This is a genomic window from Roseivivax sp., assembly GCF_054552075.1.
Genome location: NZ_JBTOLZ010000019.1, coordinates 79,559 through 96,814 on the forward strand (window position 1 = coordinate 79,559; position 17,256 = coordinate 96,814).

General features: G+C 69.3%; 16 protein-coding genes and 1 pseudogene. 7 read left to right on the forward strand and 10 right to left on the reverse strand.

The features are described 5' to 3' along the window. Positions 1 to 62: 62 nt before the first annotated feature. Complete coding sequence (locus ACX938_RS14390; RefSeq protein ID WP_459431574.1) at positions 63 to 500, forward strand: hypothetical protein; 438 nt, start codon at positions 63 to 65, stop codon at positions 498 to 500. 187 nt (positions 501 to 687) lie between these two features. On the opposite strand, the gene ACX938_RS14395 is transcribed toward ACX938_RS14390, so the two are convergent. From ACX938_RS14395 to ACX938_RS14415, 5 genes and pseudogenes are all read right to left on the reverse strand, one after another. Next, positions 688 to 1,464: an enoyl-CoA hydratase-related protein gene (locus ACX938_RS14395; protein ID WP_232754701.1), complete on the reverse strand. Its 777-nt coding sequence runs from the start codon at positions 1,462 to 1,464 to the stop codon at positions 688 to 690. Positions 1,465 to 1,539: 75 nt separating this feature from the next. Further along, on the reverse strand, positions 1,540 to 2,010 hold the full coding sequence (locus ACX938_RS14400) for a cytochrome c-type biogenesis protein (protein WP_459431575.1): 471 nt from the start codon (positions 2,008 to 2,010) through the stop codon (positions 1,540 to 1,542). Then, the gene (locus ACX938_RS14405) at positions 2,007 to 3,971 is read right to left on the reverse strand and encodes a heme lyase CcmF/NrfE family subunit (RefSeq protein ID WP_459431576.1); all 1,965 of its coding nucleotides are present in this window, start codon (positions 3,969 to 3,971) and stop codon (positions 2,007 to 2,009) included. Before ACX938_RS14405 ends, ACX938_RS14400 begins: the two co-directional genes overlap by 4 nt. 290 nt (positions 3,972 to 4,261) lie before the next feature. Continuing rightward, a pseudogene (locus tag ACX938_RS14410) lies at positions 4,262 to 4,768 on the reverse strand (holin family protein); the annotation flags it as partial. Beyond that, entirely contained in the window at positions 4,759 to 5,382 is a 624-nt protein-coding gene (locus tag ACX938_RS14415) for a holin-associated N-acetylmuramidase (protein WP_459431577.1), read from the reverse strand. The pseudogene ACX938_RS14410 and the gene ACX938_RS14415, both read right to left, overlap by 10 nt. Positions 5,383 to 5,941: 559 nt before the next feature. Between ACX938_RS14415 and ACX938_RS14420 the strand changes: the two genes are divergently transcribed. After that, entirely contained in the window at positions 5,942 to 6,367 is a 426-nt protein-coding gene (locus tag ACX938_RS14420; protein WP_459431578.1) for a cupin domain-containing protein, read from the forward strand. A 191-nt stretch (positions 6,368 to 6,558) separates the two neighbouring features. Here the strand turns inward: ACX938_RS14420 and ACX938_RS14425 are convergent, their stop codons facing one another. From ACX938_RS14425 to zwf, 4 genes are all read right to left on the reverse strand, one after another. Beyond that, positions 6,559 to 7,122, reverse strand: a complete 564-nt coding sequence (locus ACX938_RS14425; protein WP_232754706.1) for a PRC-barrel domain-containing protein — start codon at positions 7,120 to 7,122, stop codon at positions 6,559 to 6,561. Between the two features lie 173 nt (positions 7,123 to 7,295). Continuing rightward, positions 7,296 to 8,885, reverse strand: coding sequence for a glucose-6-phosphate isomerase (gene pgi / locus ACX938_RS14430; protein WP_459431579.1), 1,590 nt, complete (start codon positions 8,883 to 8,885; stop codon positions 7,296 to 7,298). A gap of 4 nt (positions 8,886 to 8,889) precedes the next feature. Beyond that, positions 8,890 to 9,567 (reverse strand): 6-phosphogluconolactonase, encoded by a 678-nt coding sequence (gene pgl, locus ACX938_RS14435; protein WP_232754708.1) that lies wholly within the window; start codon positions 9,565 to 9,567, stop codon positions 8,890 to 8,892. Next, positions 9,564 to 11,015 (reverse strand): glucose-6-phosphate dehydrogenase, encoded by a 1,452-nt coding sequence (gene zwf, locus ACX938_RS14440; protein WP_232754709.1) that lies wholly within the window; start codon positions 11,013 to 11,015, stop codon positions 9,564 to 9,566. Before zwf ends, pgl begins: the two co-directional genes overlap by 4 nt. A 300-nt stretch (positions 11,016 to 11,315) precedes the next feature. On the opposite strand from zwf, the gene ACX938_RS14445 reads away from it, so the two are divergent. The 3 genes from ACX938_RS14445 (at position 11,316) to ACX938_RS14455 (ending at position 13,409) form a co-directional block, all read left to right on the forward strand. Then, positions 11,316 to 12,257: a nucleoside hydrolase gene (locus ACX938_RS14445; protein ID WP_459431580.1), complete on the forward strand. Its 942-nt coding sequence runs from the start codon at positions 11,316 to 11,318 to the stop codon at positions 12,255 to 12,257. Continuing rightward, positions 12,254 to 12,868, forward strand: a complete 615-nt coding sequence (locus ACX938_RS14450; protein ID WP_459431581.1) for a glutathione S-transferase family protein — start codon at positions 12,254 to 12,256, stop codon at positions 12,866 to 12,868. The genes ACX938_RS14445 and ACX938_RS14450 overlap by 4 nt, the downstream gene beginning before the upstream one ends. A gap of 91 nt (positions 12,869 to 12,959) precedes the next feature. Further along, positions 12,960 to 13,409, forward strand: coding sequence for a GNAT family N-acetyltransferase (locus ACX938_RS14455; protein WP_232754712.1), 450 nt, complete (start codon positions 12,960 to 12,962; stop codon positions 13,407 to 13,409). A gap of 25 nt (positions 13,410 to 13,434) precedes the next feature. On the opposite strand, the gene ACX938_RS14460 is transcribed toward ACX938_RS14455, so the two are convergent. Beyond that, entirely contained in the window at positions 13,435 to 13,977 is a 543-nt protein-coding gene (locus ACX938_RS14460; protein ID WP_232754713.1) for a CBS domain-containing protein, read from the reverse strand. A 100-nt stretch (positions 13,978 to 14,077) separates the two neighbouring features. On the opposite strand from ACX938_RS14460, the gene ACX938_RS14465 reads away from it, so the two are divergent. Together ACX938_RS14465 and ACX938_RS14470 are read left to right on the forward strand one after the other, a co-directional pair. Next, positions 14,078 to 15,499 (forward strand): protein adenylyltransferase SelO, encoded by a 1,422-nt coding sequence (locus tag ACX938_RS14465; protein ID WP_459431582.1) that lies wholly within the window; start codon positions 14,078 to 14,080, stop codon positions 15,497 to 15,499. A gap of 50 nt (positions 15,500 to 15,549) precedes the next feature. Further along, on the forward strand, positions 15,550 to 16,497 hold the full coding sequence (locus tag ACX938_RS14470) for a CorA family divalent cation transporter (protein WP_459431583.1): 948 nt from the start codon (positions 15,550 to 15,552) through the stop codon (positions 16,495 to 16,497). Positions 16,498 to 17,256 lie beyond the last annotated feature (759 nt).

Sequence of the window (17,256 nt, forward strand, 5' to 3'; positions counted from 1 at the left end):
TAAGGGGGGATCGTGTTTCGATGTCGCCGTGCTAAACCTTGAGGATGAGAGGCATTGCCAGCTTGTTCATCGTCTCGTGGTTCGTCTTCGCGATTTTCGATCTCAACTTTGATCGAGAAATTTTTGTCGCTTACACGGCTTCTGACGCCATTGACCCGGAACAAGGGCAACCCAAGCTATTTCCCCGTGCAGTCACAGAATATCGCGTCCAACAGGACAAGGTCGTCAGTCGAACCGGGGATTTCCTAAACGAATACGAAGACTGCACGATTTTTGACGCCAAAAACTGGACTTGTGCGTATTCGGACGGGTCAGCGACGTTTGGAGCAAATCAGGGTGAGTTCTTTAGCAAAGCTAACCTGGAGAAGTTTCCCCATCTCGGGTTTCTCGCCGAGGAGAAGGCACTTTCCCGTTTCCGCTACATCCTTCTGCAATGCAGATGGGATGCAACCGGTGGGTTCAATGCAATCCTTTGCTTAATCCGCCCATTCACAACATAGTCGTCAAAATGACCTAGCTTGCGAATGAGCGGTAGAAGCCCCCCAAAGTGCTTCAATCTCAAAAGCCACTGTGCGTGATCAGATCACCATCAGACGGTTTTACTAGATCTCGCTTATTTAGCTTTGAAGCAGACGGGGCCAGAAGAAATCATCGGAGCCAAATCGCTAGCTAGCTGCTACGCGGTCTTCACCGCCCCTCAAACGCCGGCGGCCGCTTCTCCAGGAAGGCCACCACGCCCTCCTTGAAGTCCCGGGTCTTGCCGCATTCGCCCTGCAGCTTGGCCTCGAGCGCCAGCTGCTCCTCGAGATCGTTCGCAAAGCTCGCGTGCAGCGCCTGTTTCACCTTCTGGAAGGCCGCCGTCGGGCCCTTGGCCAGATGCGCGGCGCGGGACTGCCAGTGGCTCTCGAAGCTCTCGTCGGCCACGGCCTCCCAGATCATCCCCCAGTCGTCCGCCTGCCGCGCGGTGATCTTCTCGGCGAAAAGCGCCGCGCCCATGGCCTTGGCCAGCCCCATCTGCCGCGGCAGCGCCCAGGTGCCGCCGGCATCCGGGATAAGCCCGATGCGCGTGAAGGCCTGGCTGAAGAAGGCGCTCTCGGTGGCGATCACCACGTCGGCGACCAGCGCGAGGTTGGCCCCTGCCCCGGCCGCGGCGCCGTTGACCGCGGCGATGGTCGGCACCGGGCAGTCGACCACGGCGCGCAGCATCGGCACGTATTCGTCGCGCAGCGTGCGCTCCAGGTCGAGGTTGTTCGCGGTGCCCCGGTCGCCCAGGTCCTGGCCCGAGCAGAAGGCCCGTCCGGTGCCGGTCAGCACCACGCAGCGGGCCTCTTCGCCGCCCTGCTTCATGGCGTGGGTGATCTCGGCCCGCATCTGGGTGTTGAGCGCGTTCATCACGTCGGCGCGGTTCATGGTGACCACGGCGACATCGTCGCGGACCTCGTAGGTGATCGTCTCGTATTGCATGGGGCTCCCCCTCTCGCCTCGTGTTGCGCGCCATCAAACATGGCCCGCGGGCGAAAGGCAAAGCGCTACGCGGCGTCACCGCCCGAGGAGGTCGTCGAGCCGGCGCTTCTCTTCGGGGCTGAGGCCCTCCTCGGTCTCGGGCCGGGCCCTGGCGCGCCCGCGCAGGTAGCCCGCGCCGAGCCCGCCCGCGATCAGCAGCATCAGCGGCCCGGCGCCCCAGAGCAGCCAGTTCCAGCCGTCGGCCTGCGGGTTCAGAAGCACGTATTCGCCGTAGCGCTCGACGATGTAGTCGACCACTTCTTCGTCGCTGTCGCCCGCGCTCAGCCGCTCGCGCACCAGGAGCCGCAGGTCGCGGGCGAGCGAGGCGTTGCTCTCGTCGATCGACTCGTTGCGGCAGACGAGGCAGCGCAGCCCCTCCGAGATCTGCCGCGCCCGGGCCTCGAGGGCGGGGTCCTCCAGCACCTCGTCGGGCTGCACCGCGCCCGCGGGCAGGCCCGGGGCCGCGGCCAGCGCCAAGGCCAGGGCGAGGCTCCGCAGCGCCCTCATTCCGCCGGCACCTGGCCGGGGCGCGGCTTGCGCGCGCCGGCGGCCACCCGGAAGCGGCGGTCCGAGAGGCTCAGCGCGCCGCCCAGCGACATGATCAGGCAGCCCGCCCAGATCCAGTTCGCGAGCGGCTTGATGTAGGTCCGCATGACCCAGCCGCCGTCGTCCTGCCGGTCGCCGATCACCACGTAGACGTCGCGCATCGCGCGGTAGTCGATCGCCGCCTCGGTGGTGGGCATGCGCGCCACCGGGTAGTTGCGTTTTTCCGGGCGCAGCTGGGCCACCTCGGCGCCGTCGCGCGCCAGGGTCACGAAGCCCATGACCGAGGTGTAGTTCGGCCCGCGCACCCGCTGCACGTCGTCGAGCGTCAGGGTGAAGCCCGCGACCTCGAAGCTTTCGCCGACCTGGACGACGCGGATGTCCTCTTTCTCCCAGGCCATGAGCCCCGCGACCCCGATGAAGAGGATGCCGAGGCCGCCATGGGCCACCGACTTGCCCCAGTCCGCGCGCGGCAGCCGCGCCAGGCGCGACAGGTCGCGGCTCTGCCCGGTGCGCGACCAGAGGTCGACCAGCGCGCCCCCGACCATCCAAGCCCCGAGGAAGAGCCCCACCGGCCCCAGTGCCGAGCGTCCGCTCTGCATCGCCCAGGCCAGCGCCGCCAGCGCCAGCGCCAGCACGAAAACCGGCACGAGGCTCTTCACGAGCCGCGAGGTCTTGCCGCGCTTCCAGGAGATCATCGCCCCGAAGGGCAGGATCAGCCCCAGGGCCACCATGAAGGGCGTGAAGGCCGCGTTGAAGAAGGGCGGCCCGACCGAGAGCTTCCGGTCGAAGGCCATCTCGGCCACCAGCGGCCAGATCGTGCCCACGAAGACCACGAAGGAGGAGACCGCCAGCAGGATGTTGTTGGCCACCAGCGCGCTCTCGCGGCTGACCACGCCGAAGACGCCCTTGGCCTGCATGGAGCCCGCGCGGGCCGCGAAAAGCGTCAGCGCGCCGCCGGTGAAGGCCACCAGGATCATCAGGATGAAGACCCCGCGCTCGGGGTCGCTGGCGAAGGCATGCACGCTGGTCAGCACGCCCGAGCGAACGATGAAGGTGCCGATCAGCGAGAAGCCGAAGGCCAGGATCGCGAGGAGGATCGTCCAGGCCTTCAGCGCCTCGCGCTTCTCGACCACGATGGCCGAATGCAGGAGCGCCGCGGCGAAGAGCCAGGGCATGAAGGAGGCGTTCTCCACCGGGTCCCAGAACCAGAATCCGCCCCAGCCAAGCTCGTAATAGGCCCACCAGGAGCCGAGCCCGATGCCGATGGTCAGGAAGATCCAGGCCGCCAGCGTCCAGGGCCGCACCCAGCGGCCCCAGGCGGCATCGACCCGGCCCTCGATCAGCGCGGCGACCGCGAAGGAGAAGCAGATCGAGAGGCCGACATAGCCCAGGTAGAGAAACGGCGGATGCAGCGCCAGCCCGGGGTCCTGCAGAAGCGGGTTCAGGTCCTGCCCGTCGAAGGGCGGCACCGCCTGCCGGGTGAAGGGGTTCGAGGTCCAGAGGATGAAGGCGTAGAAGGCCACGCCCACCGAGGCCTGCACCGCCAGGACGCGGGCCTTCAGCGTCTCGGGCAGATTGCCCCCGAACCAGGCCGCCATGGCCCCGAAGAGCGCCAGGATCAGCACCCAAAGCAGCATCGAGCCTTCGTGGTTCCCCCAGGTGCCCGAGATCTTGTAGATCATCGGTTTCGCCGAATGGGAGTTGTTGACCACCAGGTCGAGCGAGAAGTCCGAGGTCACGAAGGCATGGACCAGGGCGGCGAAGGAAAAGCCCACGAGCAGGAACTGCGTGGTCGCCGCCGGTTCGCCGACGGCCATCCAGCCCGACCAGCGTTTGTGCGCGCCGACCAGCGGCACGACGGTCTGCACCACGGCGACCAGGAAGGCGAGGATGAGGGCGAAGTGGCCGAACTCTGTGATCATGCCCGAATATCTGGCACGAAACGCGGGGCGGGCCAATGGGAACAGGCCCGCCCCGGATCAACTTGTCGCGCTTGTTATTGGCCGCGAGAGGCGCGCCAGGCGGCCAGCGCGGCGTTCGGCTCGGCGGTGGAGGTGTCGGTGTTGGAGGGCTGCGCCGGGGGGCCGGGTTGGGGGCGTGTGTCTGTGGGGTCGGTTGGTTTCGCACGGCTTGTCGCGGTGGGTGCCGGGGTGCCCTCGGGTCTGGCCGGGGTCCAGGCGGAGGTGGCGCGCGTGCCTTCACGGGCGCGCCGCGTGGAGGCTTGGGCTTCGACGTCCGCGCCCTGCCCCCGGTCCTCCCCCGGTGCCCCCGGCCCCTCGAGCGCGCGCAGACGCGCCAGCATGTCGGGCAGCGCGGTGATCCCGGCGGCCAGCTCGCGCTGGAAGTCCTGCCCCTTGGCCTGGTGGCGCGCGCCGAAATAGAAGCTGACCACCGCGCCCAGCAGCCACCAGAGCGGCTCCGGCACCAGCGCCACCCCGGCCATCCGCGTGCCGAACCAGGCCGGATCGATCAGCGCCGCCACGAAAAGCCCGATGGTCCCCAGCGCCATGGCCGGGCGCGGCAGCCGGTTCAGCCCGTCGATCAGCCGGTCGAACCAGCCTTTGCGGGGCCGCGCCACCTCGGCGGCGAATTGCGCCAGGGCGGCCTCCTGCAGCGCCTGGGCGCGGGCGGCCTCGTTCTCGGCGCTGGCGCGGAAGACCTGCGCGGTCTCGGCCAGGACGTTGCGCCCCGAGCCGAAGATCAGCTCCATCAGCCCCATGCCGCGACCCTCCGCTCGAAGGCCCGCGCGCTCAGGTGGTAGCGCGGGGCGATGAACTCCTCGGCCCGGGTGATCCAGCCGCCCTTGCCGCCAGCGCGGGTGCGGACGTATTTGCGCGAGGCCGGGCGGCGGTCGGCCAGGGCGAAATAGTAGTTCCGCCGGGCGATCCCATAGGAATCGGAGAGATGCGCGGGGGCCTGGGCGGCGGCCTCCGCGGCGGCGCGCCGGGTGGCCGGGCCGATGATCCCGTCGATGGCAAGGCGCCAGCCCATCTCGCCCAGGAGGTGCTGGAGGATCTTCACCGCCTGGGTCCCTGCGTTGACCTGCATGTCGAAGACGCTGGGCTGGAGGGTCTCTGGCAGCCCGTCGATGCCCGGCGCGCGGTAGTAATGCTGCAGGAAAAGGTCGCGGGCCTGCTCGGGCGTGAGGCGGCGGAGGTCGGAGAGCGTGACCGTGCCGTCCCCGTCGAGGTCACGGCCCAGACGCCGCAGGGTCGTCAGCGTGACCCCGTGCTTGGTCGCCCCGCCGGGGTCGTCGGGGTCGTTCACGTAGCCGCCCTCGCGGGCGACGATGGCCCGGGCGATGCGGTCGATCCGGGGATGGGTCTGCGACATGGCGGGGGTCTCCTGGGCGATGAGGGATGGGCGGGAGACTGGCCCTCGGGGCGTTAAGGGCGCGCAAGGGCACCGCGCGGAGGGGCTTTTTACGGCGCCGCGCCCTTCTTGCGCCCGAATAGCATCGAAGATGCCGGGCGCGCGCCGGACCGGCCCGATGGGCCGGCGCTCTTGTGGGTGGCGTGCTTAGCTCGTCTTTAGTCCTGACCTTGCTGCCATTAAGCGCTCCGCTCAGAAGTCGGCAGCGCCGGCCCCCGGTCCAGCGCGCGCCCTCTGTTCCGCGTGTTGCCCGCGGAGAGGCACCAGCGGCGGGCGTGTCCCACCGGCCGCGTCTGGCGACGCGCTTTCCGCATCCCACACGATAGACGGAGCGCATTACTTTCCCGCCATGATTGGCGGTGTGCGTCCCTCTAACCGGTGCGATCCCCCCCTGAGCGCCCCCTGCCCGCCTGGGCGTCCCCTGCCCACCGATCCCCGCTCCGGCCTTCCCTTGCCCCGCGCGATCTTGCAGGGTTCCCGCCAGATAACCCTCACCGCCGCCCCACCGGAAAGGACCGCCATGACAGCCGACGGGATCATCGCCCACCTGGGTCTCTCGCCCCATCCCGAGGGCGGGCATTACCGCGAGACCTGGATCGGGCCGGGGGCCGAGCGGGCCTCGGGCACGGCGATCTATTTCCTCCTGGCGGCGGGCGAGCGCAGCCATTGGCACCGGGTCGATGCCGCGGAGATCTGGCATTTCTACGCCGGCGCGCCGCTGATCCTGCGCCAGGCGGAGAGCGCCGAGGGCCCGGCCGAGCGGCTGGTGCTGGGACCGGACCTGCTGGCCGGCGAGAGCCCCCAGATCGTCATCCCCGAGGGCGCCTGGCAATCGGCCGAGACCACCGGCGACTGGACGCTCGTGGGCTGCACGGTCTCGCCGGGGTTCCGCTTCTCGGGCTTCGAGCTGGCCGCGCCGGGGTTCGACATTCCCGACGAGGGGTGAGCCGCCGGGGCGCGGGGAAGTCCGGGAGGGCTGCGCTTGGCACCTAAAGCCGCGCCCCAATTTCCTGGAGCGTCGGAGCCCTGAGCCCGCCGCGCACAGATCACCCGCCGAATAAAGACCGAGGCGCTATCCCCCACACAAAAAAGGCCGGGCAAACCGCCCGGCCTTTCCGTCATCTCGAGAGCGCAGGATTACTGCCAGAAGGTCTCGTCGACGCCTTCCATCTCTTCGAGCTGCTCTTCGCTCTGACCCACGGCCAGCGCGTAGTTCACGTCATCCACGGGCACCAGCTGCACGTCGTCGGTGGACATGAAGACGTGCTTGTCGCCCAGGTCGAGGAAGCCGCCGATCTCGATCACGACACCGCGGAATTCGCCCTCGCGGGTGAGGACCACGTCCTCGATGGAGCCGATCTGGTCCCAGTCGTCGGAGACCGAGTCATAGGTCTCTGCGCCGATGTTCTCGATGCCGTCCTCGGCGTTGACCGAATAGACCGGGCCGTCGGTGATGTCGCGGGTGCGGATGAGCTCGGCGTCCTCGGCGATGCCGGCGGCCTCTTTGACCTCGTTCGCCATCTCCTCGCCGGCGTTCTCGGCGGTCTGGGCCGCGTTTTCGGCGGCGTTCTCGGTCGCCTCGGCGCTCTTCTTGATCGCGTCGCCGGTCTGCTCTGCGGCGTTCTCCATGTCCTGGCCGGCGGTGTGGCTGTCGGCAAATGCGGTGCCGGTGGCCAGGGTCAGGGCGAGTGCGGAGGTCATAATGCGAGTCATTCGGAAAGCTCCTTTCTGTCTCTCATGCAACTGGTCCGAGAACACGGGACAGATCGGCTGCGTTCCGAATTAGGCGTAAATAAAAGTCACAAAATTTTCGGAACCCAGGGCGGCCTCATGCATTGCAGGGGCCGCCCGGATTAGCGCATCAGGCCAAAGGCTTAGTCGCCGTCGCGATAGAGGTGCACGAAGTCCACCAGCTGCCGGGTCGAGCCGTCCTTGCCGCTGGCGTCGGCCTCTCCGGTGACCACGGGGCCCAGCGAATTCGCCAGTTCCTTGCCCAGCTCCACGCCCCATTGGTCGAAGGAGTTGATGCCGAGGATCACCCCCTCGACGAAGACCCGGTGCTCGTAGAGCGCCACGATCTTGCCCAGCACCTCGGGGGTGAGCTGCGGGTAGACCAGGGTGACCGAGGGGCGGTTGCCCGGGAAGACCCGGTGGCGCGCCTGGCGCTCGAGCTCGGTGCCCTCGAACTGGCCCGCGACCTTGCCGCGCGCCTCCTCGAGGTCGCGCCCGCGCATCAGCGCCTCGGACTGCGCCAGGCAGTTGGCGATCAGCAGGTCGTGGTGGTGGCGCAGGTCCTGCTCGTGGCCGCGCGCGGCCAGGAGGAACTCGCAAGGGATGACCCGGGTGCCCTGGTGGATGAGCTGGTAGAAGGCGTGCTGGCCATTGGTGCCGGGCTCGCCCCAGACCACCGGGCCGCTGTCATAGGGCAGATCGCTGCCGTCCATGGCGACGCGCTTGCCGTTGCTCTCCATCTCGAGCTGCTGGAAATAGGCCGGCAGCCGCGCCAGCCGGTCGTCGTAGGGCAGGACCGCGCGGGTGGCATGGCCCAGCACCTGATTGTGCCAGATGCCGACCAGCGCCAGCAGCACCGGCAGGTTCTCGTGCAGCTCGGCGGCCTCGAAATGGCGGTCGACCTCCTGGCCGCCGCGCAGGAAGGCGCGGAAGGCCGCGCCGCCCATGGCGATCATCAAGGACAGGCCGATCGGCCCCCACATGGAGTAGCGCCCGCCGACCCAATCGGCGAAGCCGAAGGTGCGCTCGGGCGGGATGCCCCATTCGGCGGCCTTCTCCTGGTTCGAGGAGAGCGCCACGAAGCGGCCCTCGGGGCTGACCTCGCGGTCCATCAGCCAGGCCCGCGCGGTGCGCGCGTTGGTCATGGTCTCGATGGTGGTGAAGGTCTTGGAGGCGACGATGAAGAGCGTCGTCTCGGGGTCGAGCCCGCGCAGAGTGTCGGCGATGTCGGCGCCGTCGACATTCGAGACGAAATGACAGCGCGGCCCGTCGCAATAGGGCCCGAGCGCCTTGTAGGCCATGGCCGGGCCGAGGTCCGAGCCGCCGATGCCGATGTTGACCACATCGGTCACATCCGAGGCGCGGATCTCGGCGGCGAGGCCCTCCATCCGCGACAGCGTCTCGCGGACCTCGGGCATGACGTCTTCGCCCGCCACATGCACCGGCCCGCCGTCGAGGTTGCGCAGCGCGGTGTGCAGGACCGCCCGGCCCTCGGTCTCGTTGATCGGATGGCCGGTGAACATCGCCTCGCGGCGCGCCTCGAGCCCGCGTTCCCGCGCCAGGGTCAGCAGTGCGGCGCGGATCTGCTCGTCGAGCTGGGTCTTGGAGTAGTCGAAGAACAGCCCGGCCGCCTTCAGGCTGAACTCCGGCCCGCGGTTGGCATTCTCGTCGAAAAGCGCCTCGATGCGGCGGTCGCCGATCTGGCTGGCAAGGGACTTCAGCGCGTCGAACATGTCTTTACTCCGCCCAGTGAACCGTGGCGCCGTCGAGCACGGCATTGATCGGGGCTTCCGCGTGGGACTTGCCCCGGGCCTTCTCGAGCGCCTCGCGCTTCTCGGGGCCGGTGATCAGGACGTGCTTCGAGAGCGCGCCGTTCAGCACCGGCGCGGTCAGCGTCACCCGCGGCTCGGGCGCGCCGGCGGCGCGCATCGGCATGAGGATCGGCGCGCGCCGGTCGAGCGCCTGCTCCAGCCGGTCGGCGCCGGGAAAGAGCGAGGCGGTGTGCATGTCCGAGCCCATGCCCAGCAGCACCACCGAGAGCGGCAGCTCGGGCGCGATGATCTGGGCGATCTCGTCGAGCCGGTCCTCGGGGGTCTGGCAGGGCATATACATCGGCAGGAGCCGCGCCGCGGCGGCCTTCTCGACCAGGAGCCGCTGGCGCAGGAGCCGGGTGTTGGAGCGTTCGCTCTCCTCGGGCACCCAGCGTTCGTCGGTCAGCATGACGTCGACGCGGTCCCAGTCCAGATCGACCGAGCAGAGGTCGTCGAAGACCGGCCCCGGCGTGGTGCCGCCGGGCACCGCGAAGGCCACCCGCTCGGCCCGGGCCAGGGCGCCGCGCAGCTCTCCGGCGAGCTTGTTGGCGAGGTTGATCGCGAGCATCTCGCGGTCGGCGTATTCTTCCAGGCGGTAGGTCATGGCTTGATCTCCCTCCAGCGGCGGCCGTCGCGATGCAGGAGCATCAGCGCGTCCTCGGGGCCCGAGCCGCCCGGGTCGTAGGGCTTCGGCACCTCGTTGCGCGACCGCCATCCCTCGATGATCGGATCGGTCCAGGCCCAGGCGGCCTCGACCTCGTCGCCCCGCATGAAGAGCGTCTGGTTGCCGCGGATCACGTCCATCACCAGCCGCTCGTAGGCGTCGGGCACGGCCTCGCCGTCGGGGCCCAGCGCATCGGCGAAGGTCATGTCGAGCGGCACGTCCACCAGCCGCATGCCCCCGGGGCCCGGCTCCTTGATGGTGACGTCCAGCGTCATGCCCTCGTTCGGCTGCAGCCGGATCGACAGCACGTTGCGGTGCCGCCCGGCCTCTTCGCCGAAGATCGAATGCGGCGCATCCTTGAAGACCACCGCGATCTCGGAGGCGCGGGCCCGCAGCCGCTTGCCGGTGCGCAGGTAGAAGGGCGTGCCCGCCCAGCGCCAGTTCGAGACGTTGACCCGCATGGCGATGAAGCTCTCGGTGCGGGACTTGTCGTCCTCGACGTGCTCGCGGTAGCTCGCCTCGCCGCCGCCCTCGGCGTATTGGCCGCGAACGATGTGATGCGGCTCCACCGGGTCGAGCGCGCGGATCACCTTGAGCTTCTCGTCGCGGACCGCGTCGGGGTCGAATTTCGCCGGCGGCTCCATGGCGATCAGGCACAGAAGCTGCATCAGGTGGTTCTGCACCATGTCCCGCATGGCGCCCGACTTGTCGTAATAGGCCCCGCGCCCGCCGACGCCGACGGTCTCGGAGACGGTGATCTGGATGTGGTCGACGAACTGCGAGTTCCAGAGCGGCTCGAACAGCATGTTGCCGAAGCGCACGGCCATGAGGTTCTGCACCGTCTCCTTCCCGAGGTAATGGTCGATCCGGTAGATCTGCGTTTCGTCGAAATGCTGCGCCAGCGTGGCGTTCAGCGCCTTGGCCGAGGCCAGGTCATGGCCGAAGGGCTTTTCCACGACGATCCGGCTTTCGCCGTCGGCCAGCCCCTTGTCGCGCAGCCGTTCGGCGATATTGCCGAAGAGCGAGGGCCCGACCGAGAAGTAGAAGGCGCGCACCGTGTCGTCGCGCAGATGCGACTTCAGCTCCTGCCAGCCGCCGTCGCCCATGGCGTCGACCGCCTCGTATTCGATCCGTTCGAGGAAACTGGAAAGCTGCCCGGGCTCATGCGGGGCGGAGCCGAACTCCTCGACCGCGCCGCGGACCATCTCGCGGTAGTCCTCCGAGGACATCTCGGAGCGGGCCGCGCCGATGATCTTGGCATCGGGGGGCATCTGTCCGGCGCAGTAGCGGCGGAACAGGCCCGGCAGGATCTTGCGGCGGGCGAGGTCGCCGGTGCCGCCGAAAATCACGAGGTCGAAGGGATCGACCGGAATGACGCGGGAAACCATGATCGAAGCTCCGATTCGTCCTGTGTCGTGTCCTTCCTGCCCAAAGTGCCGCGCCTTCCGCAATGGCAGGCGGGCCGGATGGACAAAATCGTTAGCGCTAACGAGCGCCGTGGCCTCCGGTTAGCCGATGCGCGCGCGGAAGTCTAACCCGTTTGTGACAGCCCGGCCCCGCGCCCGTGCAAGCCGGTCACAGCCGCCCTGCCCGGCGCCGTCCTGCCACGTCCCGGCCCCGCCCCCCGGCGCTTGCGCGCCCCGGCGCGAAGTGCCACGACTTTTCCGGCGCAAGTGCAGAGGACGCCCATGACCCCCCGCAAGATCATCATCGACACCGATCCCGGCCAGGACGACGCCGTGGCGATCCTTCTGGCGCTCGCCTCGCCCGAGGAGATCGAGGTGCTGGGCGTGACCGCCGTCGCCGGCAACGTGCCGCTGGAGCTGACCGCCAAGAACGCCCGCGTGGTCTGCGAGCTGGCCGGCCGGCCCGATGTGCGGGTCTTCTCGGGCTGCGACCGCCCGCTCGGGCGCGATCTGGTCACCGCCGAGCACGTCCACGGCAAGACCGGCCTCGACGGCCCCGAGCTGCCCGAGCCGAGCATGGCGCTGGAGGACCGGCACGCGGTGGATTTCATCATCGAGTCGCTGCGCGCCGAGCCCCCGGGCACCGTCACCCTCTGCCCGCTCGGCCCGCTGACCAATATCGCCACCGCGCTGCGCCGCGCCCCCGACATCGCCCCGCGCATCGCCGAGATCGTGCTCATGGGTGGGGCCTATTTCGAGGTCGGCAACATCACCCCCACCGCCGAGTTCAACATCTACGTCGACCCCGAGGCCGCCGCCGAGGTCTTCGCCGCGGGCGCGCCGATCACCGTCATGCCGCTCGACGTGACCCACAAGGCGCTGGTGACCAAGCCTCGCAACGACGCCTTCCGCGCGCTCGGCACGCCGGTCGGCATTGCCGTGGCCGAGATGACCGACTTCTTCGAACGCTTCGACCGCGAGAAATACGGCTCCGAGGGCGCGCCGCTGCACGACCCCTGCGTGACCGCCTATCTGATCCGGCCCGAGCTCTTCTCGGGGCGGCACATCAACGTCGAGATCGAGACCACGTCGGAGCTCTGCATGGGCATGACCGTCGCCGACTGGTGGCGGGTGACCGACAGGCCCGCCAATGCCACCTTCATGCGCGAGATCGACGCCGAGGGGTTCTTCGACCTTCTCACCGACCGGCTGGGCCGGCTGTGAGCGGGCTTCTTCTCTATGGTCACCCGGACTCGGGCCATGCCTGCAAGGTGGCGCTGGCGCTGCGGCTCGCGGGTCTCGAGCATGAGACCCGCCGGATCGAGATCTGGGAGCCGCGCGAGACCCGCCCGGAGGCGTTCCTGGCCGCGAGCCCCGCGGGTGAGGTGCCCTGCCTGATGATCGACGGCGCGCCGCATGTGCAGTCGGGCGCGATCCTGCTGGAGATCGCCAGCCGCTTCGGCGTCCTCGGCGGCACCGACCCGGATATGATGCGCCGCGCCCGCGAGGTCCTGTTCTGGGAGGCCAACCGCATCGGCATGTGCCTGCCCCAGCTCATCGAGGCGCGGCGGCCCGGCGGCGATCATTTCCCGCCCGGCGCGCTCGACTGGCTCGAGGGGCGCTATGCCACCGACCGCGTGCGCTTCGAGCTGATGCTCGGCGCCGGGCCGTTTTTCCACGGCGAGACCCCCGGCATCGCCGATTGCGCGGTCTGGGGCTATGTCCAATGGGTCGAGAAGGCGGGCCAGTCCCCCTCGCCCGCCATGGCGGGCTGGATCGCGCGCATGGCGGCCCTGCCCGGGATGGCCCCGCCCGAGGACCTCTTTCCCCGCTAGGGGCGAAGCTCCGCCGATCCCCGCCCCGCGCCCCTTTCTTCCGAGGGCCTTATGCCCTAGGGGACGGCAGCACCTCTCGCGAAAGGCTGACATGAAATCGCTGCACCTCGCCGGGCCGGACGACGCGGAAAAGCTTCTGCCGCTGGTCGCCGCCTTCCACCACGAACAGGGCTACGAGACCGATCCGGCGCATCAGGCGGACGCCATCGCGCCGCTGCTCGAGGGCTCGCCGCACGGGGCGATCTGGCTGGTCGGCCCGCGCAAGGCGCCGGTGGGCTACATCGTGATCACCTTCGGCTGGTCGGTGGAGTACGGCGGGCTCGATGCGATCGTGGACGAGGTCTACATCCGCCCCGCCGTGCGTCGGCGCGGCATGGGCAGCGAGGCGCTGAACGAGATCGCCAAGGCGCTCCGCGAGGCCGGCGTCCGGGCGCTGCACCTCGAGGTGGACCACACCGACGAGGACGCCCAGCGCTTCTACGCGCGGTCGCGCTTCAAGCCGCGCGACCGCTACATGTTCATGTCGCGGGTGCTGCGCTAGGGCGCGAGGCGCCCCGCAAAGGGCCTTAGGAAATCGAGGCCACCACGATCACCATCAGGATCGAATAGAGCATGATGCCGCCGCCGATCATCCAGATCGGGAAGCTGCGCGTCACGCTGGCCTTGGCGAGCGAGGTCGCCTGGTAGATCAGGTCCGGCCAGGTGTAGCTGACGAAGTCGCCCTGGGTGAAGACCATCTTGATCCGCCCCTCGGCGTCGACCACCGGCAGGCGGCGGAAGCGTTCGTTCGACATGATCCGCAGCCAGTCGAGCAGGTCGTCGTCCTCGCGGGCGACGCGCGGCTCGCGGGTCATCACCTCGGCCAGCTTGACCTCGCCGGGGTTGCGCTCCTCGCCGACGATCTTGCGCATGACGTCGCGTTCGGTGACCACGCCGGTCACCCGGTTGTCGCCATCCACGATGACCACCGAGCCGTAGTTCTTCTCGTTCATGGCGCGCACCGCCGACAGGACCGTCTCGCCCTCGGTCATGGTGAGCGGCCTGCCCTTGCTCTTGTATTCCGGGCGATCCTTGATCGCCGCGCCGGCGCGGTCTTCCTTGGCTGCCATGAGGGGCCTCCTGCACGTTTACGTTGAACGACAGACCCTAGGGCGGCTTCCGCCGCCGCCCACCTTTGCACCCGGGCGGCACGGCTCATATATCCCTCCCATGAGCCTCACGATCCCCTTTGACAACACCTATGCCCGCCTGCCCGAGGGCTTCTACAGCAAGCTTGCCGCCACGCCGGTGGCCGCGCCCTCGCTTCTGGCCTTCAACCGCCCCCTGGCCGAGGAGCTGGGCATCGGCGGCGCCATCGCCCCCGAGGAGGTCGCCGAGATCTTCTCGGGCAATGCCGCGCTGCCGGGCGCCGACCCGCTGGCGCAGCTTTACGCCGGCCACCAGTTCGGCACCTTCAACCCGCAGCTCGGCGACGGCCGCGCGCTGCTGCTGGGCGAGGTGGTCGACCGCGAGGGCAAGCGGCGCGACATCCAGCTCAAGGGCTCGGGCCGGACGCCCTATTCCCGCATGGGCGACGGCCGCGCCTGGCTCGGGCCGGTGCTGCGCGAATACGTGGTCTCCGAGGCGATGCACGCGCTTGGCGTGCCGACGACCCGGGCGCTGGCCGCGGTGCGCACCGGCGAGGAGATCTACCGCGAGACCGCCCTGCCCGGCGCGATTCTGACCCGGGTGGCCGAAAGCCATATCCGCGTCGGCACCTTCCAGGTTTTCGCCGCCCGCCGCGACGGCGCGGCGCTCGAGGCGCTTTACCGCTACACCTTGGCGCGGCATTACCCCGGCGCCGCCGATCCGCATGAGTTCCTCGACCGGGTGATCGCCCGGCAATCGGCGCTGATCGCGCAATGGATGAGCCTCGGCTTCATCCACGGGGTAATGAACACCGACAATTGCACGCTCTCGGGCGAGACCATCGACTACGGGCCCTGCGCCTTCATGGATGCCTATCACCCCGACCGGGTCTATTCCTCGATCGACCGGATGGGGCGTTACGCCTATTCCAACCAGGCCGACATCATCGTCTGGAACATGGCCCAGCTCGCCACCGCGCTGGTGCCGCTCTGCCCCGACCAGGAGGCGGCGGTGACCCGCTTCACCGAGCAGGTGCATGCCATGCCCGAGCGCATCCGCGCCGACTGGCTGGCCCGCTTCGGCGCCAAGATCGGCCTCGACGCGCCGACGCCCGAGGACGGCGCGCTGATCGGCGAGCTTCTGAGCCTCATGCAGGCCGAGGGCGCGGATTTCACCAATACCTTCCGGGGGCTCCTCGACGGCAGCACGCGCGACCAGTTCACCGACCGCGCGGCCTTCGACGCCTGGGCCGCGAAGTGGCGCAAGCGGATCGCCGATCAGCCCCGCGCCGAGGCGCTCATGGCCGGGGCCAACCCCGCCTTCATCCCCCGCAATCACCGGATCGAGGAGATGATCCAGGCGGCCGTGGCAGGCGATGACGCGCCCTTCCACCGGCTGAACGCGGTGCTCTCGCAGCCCTTCACCGATCAGCCCGAGGCGGCGGACCTCGCCCGCACGCCCTTGCCCGAGGAGGTCGTCCCGGCCACATTCTGCGGCACCTGAGCCCGGCTTGCGGGCTCAGGCCACTGCCCCACCGCCGAGCGAGGCCCGCCATGACGCCGATCTGCGCCTTCGACATCGCCCCGGACGGCACGGCCCGTGCGATCGACCCCGCCGAGCCGCTGCCCGCCGAGGGCTACCGCTGGGTGCACACCGATCTTTCCGAGCCCGGGCTCGAGGACTGGCTTTTCGCCACCCTGCCCGAGCGCGCCGCCGAGGCGCTGCTCCTGCCCGAGACCCGGCCCCGGGCGCTCTCCCATGACGGCGGGGTGATCGCCATTCTGCGCGGGTTGAACCTAAACCAGGGCGAGGACCGCGACGACATGGTGGCGCTGCGGATCTGGGCCGCGCCGCGGCTCGTGGTGACGGTGCGGCGCCGCAAGGTCTTTGCCGCCGACGATCTGCGCAAGCGCGGCCTCGCCGGGCATCTGCCCGCGAGCCCCGACATGTTCCTGACCGCGCTTGCGGAGAACTTCACCCAGCGCATCGAGACCCATGGCGTGGCGCTGGAGAGCCGGGTCGATGCGCTCGAGGACCTGTTGTTCCTCGACGACCGCAACCCCGAGGCCCGGGTGATCCCCGAGCTGCGCCGGACGGTGATCCGGCTTGGCCGCTTCCTGGGTCCGCAGGCCGATGCGCTGGCGCGGCTGACCCATGCCGACATGGGCCTGATCGGCGCCGAGGCGCGCGAGGATCTCGACGAGATCGCCGACCGCGCGCGCCGCGCCGTGGAGGAAGTGCAGAGCACCCGCGACCGGCTCGAGGCGCTCTCGGATCACCTCGACCAGGCGCGCAACATGCGGCTGGCGAAGAACTCCTACGCGCTGTCCATCGTGGCGGCGATCTTCCTGCCGATGGGGTTTTTGACCGGGCTGTTCGGGGTGAACGTCGCGGGCATGCCCGGGGTCGGCACCCCCGCCGCCTTCGGGGTGCTGACGCTGGCCTGCCTGGGGCTCGGCCTCGCGGTGTGGCTGGTGCTGCGGGCGTTTCGGTTGTTTTGAGGGGGGCTGTTGCGCGCGGGGCGTGGCGCGCCTGGGGGCTGTGGGCGCGGCGCGGCGGCAGTCTGTGGACGGTTGAAGTCGGGCGGTTTTGCGCTCGGCATTGGTAGTTGGCTGGGTCGCCGACGGACCGGCTGGCCGGATCTCCACCGGACCGGTTGGCGGGAGCTGCCGGGTTTCCGATTTTTTTCTCGGGACGCTGTCGGCCAAACCTCCGGCCTGTCGCAAGAGAGCTGTCGCAGGACAGCCTTGATAACGGTCCAACCCCTCGCCCCGAAACCCCTTGTCACCACATCCACCACCCACCCCTTCTTGCGCCCGAATAGCACCGAAGGTGCCGGGCGCGCGCCGGACCGGCCCCTTGGGCCGGCGCTCTTGTGGGTGGCGCGCTTAGATCACCCTTAGTCCTGACATTGCGGGGATAAAGCGCTTCGTTCGAAGGTCGGCAGCGCCGGCCCCCGGTCCGGTGCGCGCCCTCTGGTGTGCTTGTTGAGAGGGTGGCTGGGGCTTCTGCGAATGGGCGCGCTGGGAGCGACCAATGGGCTGGCTGGTCTGGGTCGGCTGCTTGGTCCGGTCGTGTTGATTGGTCCGGTTGGGCTAATTTGGCTGGTTGGGCTGGTTGGGCTGGTTGGGCCGGTTGGGCCGGTTGGGCCGGTTGGGCCGGTTGGGCCGGTTGGGCCGGTTGGGCCGGTTGGGCCGGTTGGGCCGGTTGGGCCGGTTGGGCCGGTTGGGCCGGTTGGGCCGGTTGGGCCGGTTGGGCCG

Coding starts and splice junctions, on each gene's coding strand:
- ACX938_RS14445 (WP_459431580.1), top strand. CDS start 11,316: ATGACCCCCCGCAAGATCATCATCGACACCGATCCCGGCCAGGACGAC.
- ACX938_RS14470 (WP_459431583.1), top strand. CDS start 15,550: ATGACGCCGATCTGCGCCTTCGACATCGCCCCGGACGGCACGGCCCGT.
- pgi (WP_459431579.1), bottom strand. CDS start 8,885: ATGTTCGACGCGCTGAAGTCCCTTGCCAGCCAGATCGGCGACCGCCGC.
- pgl (WP_232754708.1), bottom strand. CDS start 9,567: ATGACCTACCGCCTGGAAGAATACGCCGACCGCGAGATGCTCGCGATC.
- ACX938_RS14460 (WP_232754713.1), bottom strand. CDS start 13,977: ATGGCAGCCAAGGAAGACCGCGCCGGCGCGGCGATCAAGGATCGCCCG.
- ACX938_RS14425 (WP_232754706.1), bottom strand. CDS start 7,122: ATGACCTCCGCACTCGCCCTGACCCTGGCCACCGGCACCGCATTTGCC.
- ACX938_RS14415 (WP_459431577.1), bottom strand. CDS start 5,382: ATGTCGCAGACCCATCCCCGGATCGACCGCATCGCCCGGGCCATCGTC.
- ACX938_RS14395 (WP_232754701.1), bottom strand. CDS start 1,464: ATGCAATACGAGACGATCACCTACGAGGTCCGCGACGATGTCGCCGTG.
- ACX938_RS14405 (WP_459431576.1), bottom strand. CDS start 3,971: ATGATCACAGAGTTCGGCCACTTCGCCCTCATCCTCGCCTTCCTGGTC.
- ACX938_RS14420 (WP_459431578.1), top strand. CDS start 5,942: ATGACAGCCGACGGGATCATCGCCCACCTGGGTCTCTCGCCCCATCCC.
- ACX938_RS14465 (WP_459431582.1), top strand. CDS start 14,078: ATGAGCCTCACGATCCCCTTTGACAACACCTATGCCCGCCTGCCCGAG.
- ACX938_RS14400 (WP_459431575.1), bottom strand. CDS start 2,010: ATGAGGGCGCTGCGGAGCCTCGCCCTGGCCTTGGCGCTGGCCGCGGCC.
- ACX938_RS14455 (WP_232754712.1), top strand. CDS start 12,960: ATGAAATCGCTGCACCTCGCCGGGCCGGACGACGCGGAAAAGCTTCTG.
- zwf (WP_232754709.1), bottom strand. CDS start 11,015: ATGGTTTCCCGCGTCATTCCGGTCGATCCCTTCGACCTCGTGATTTTC.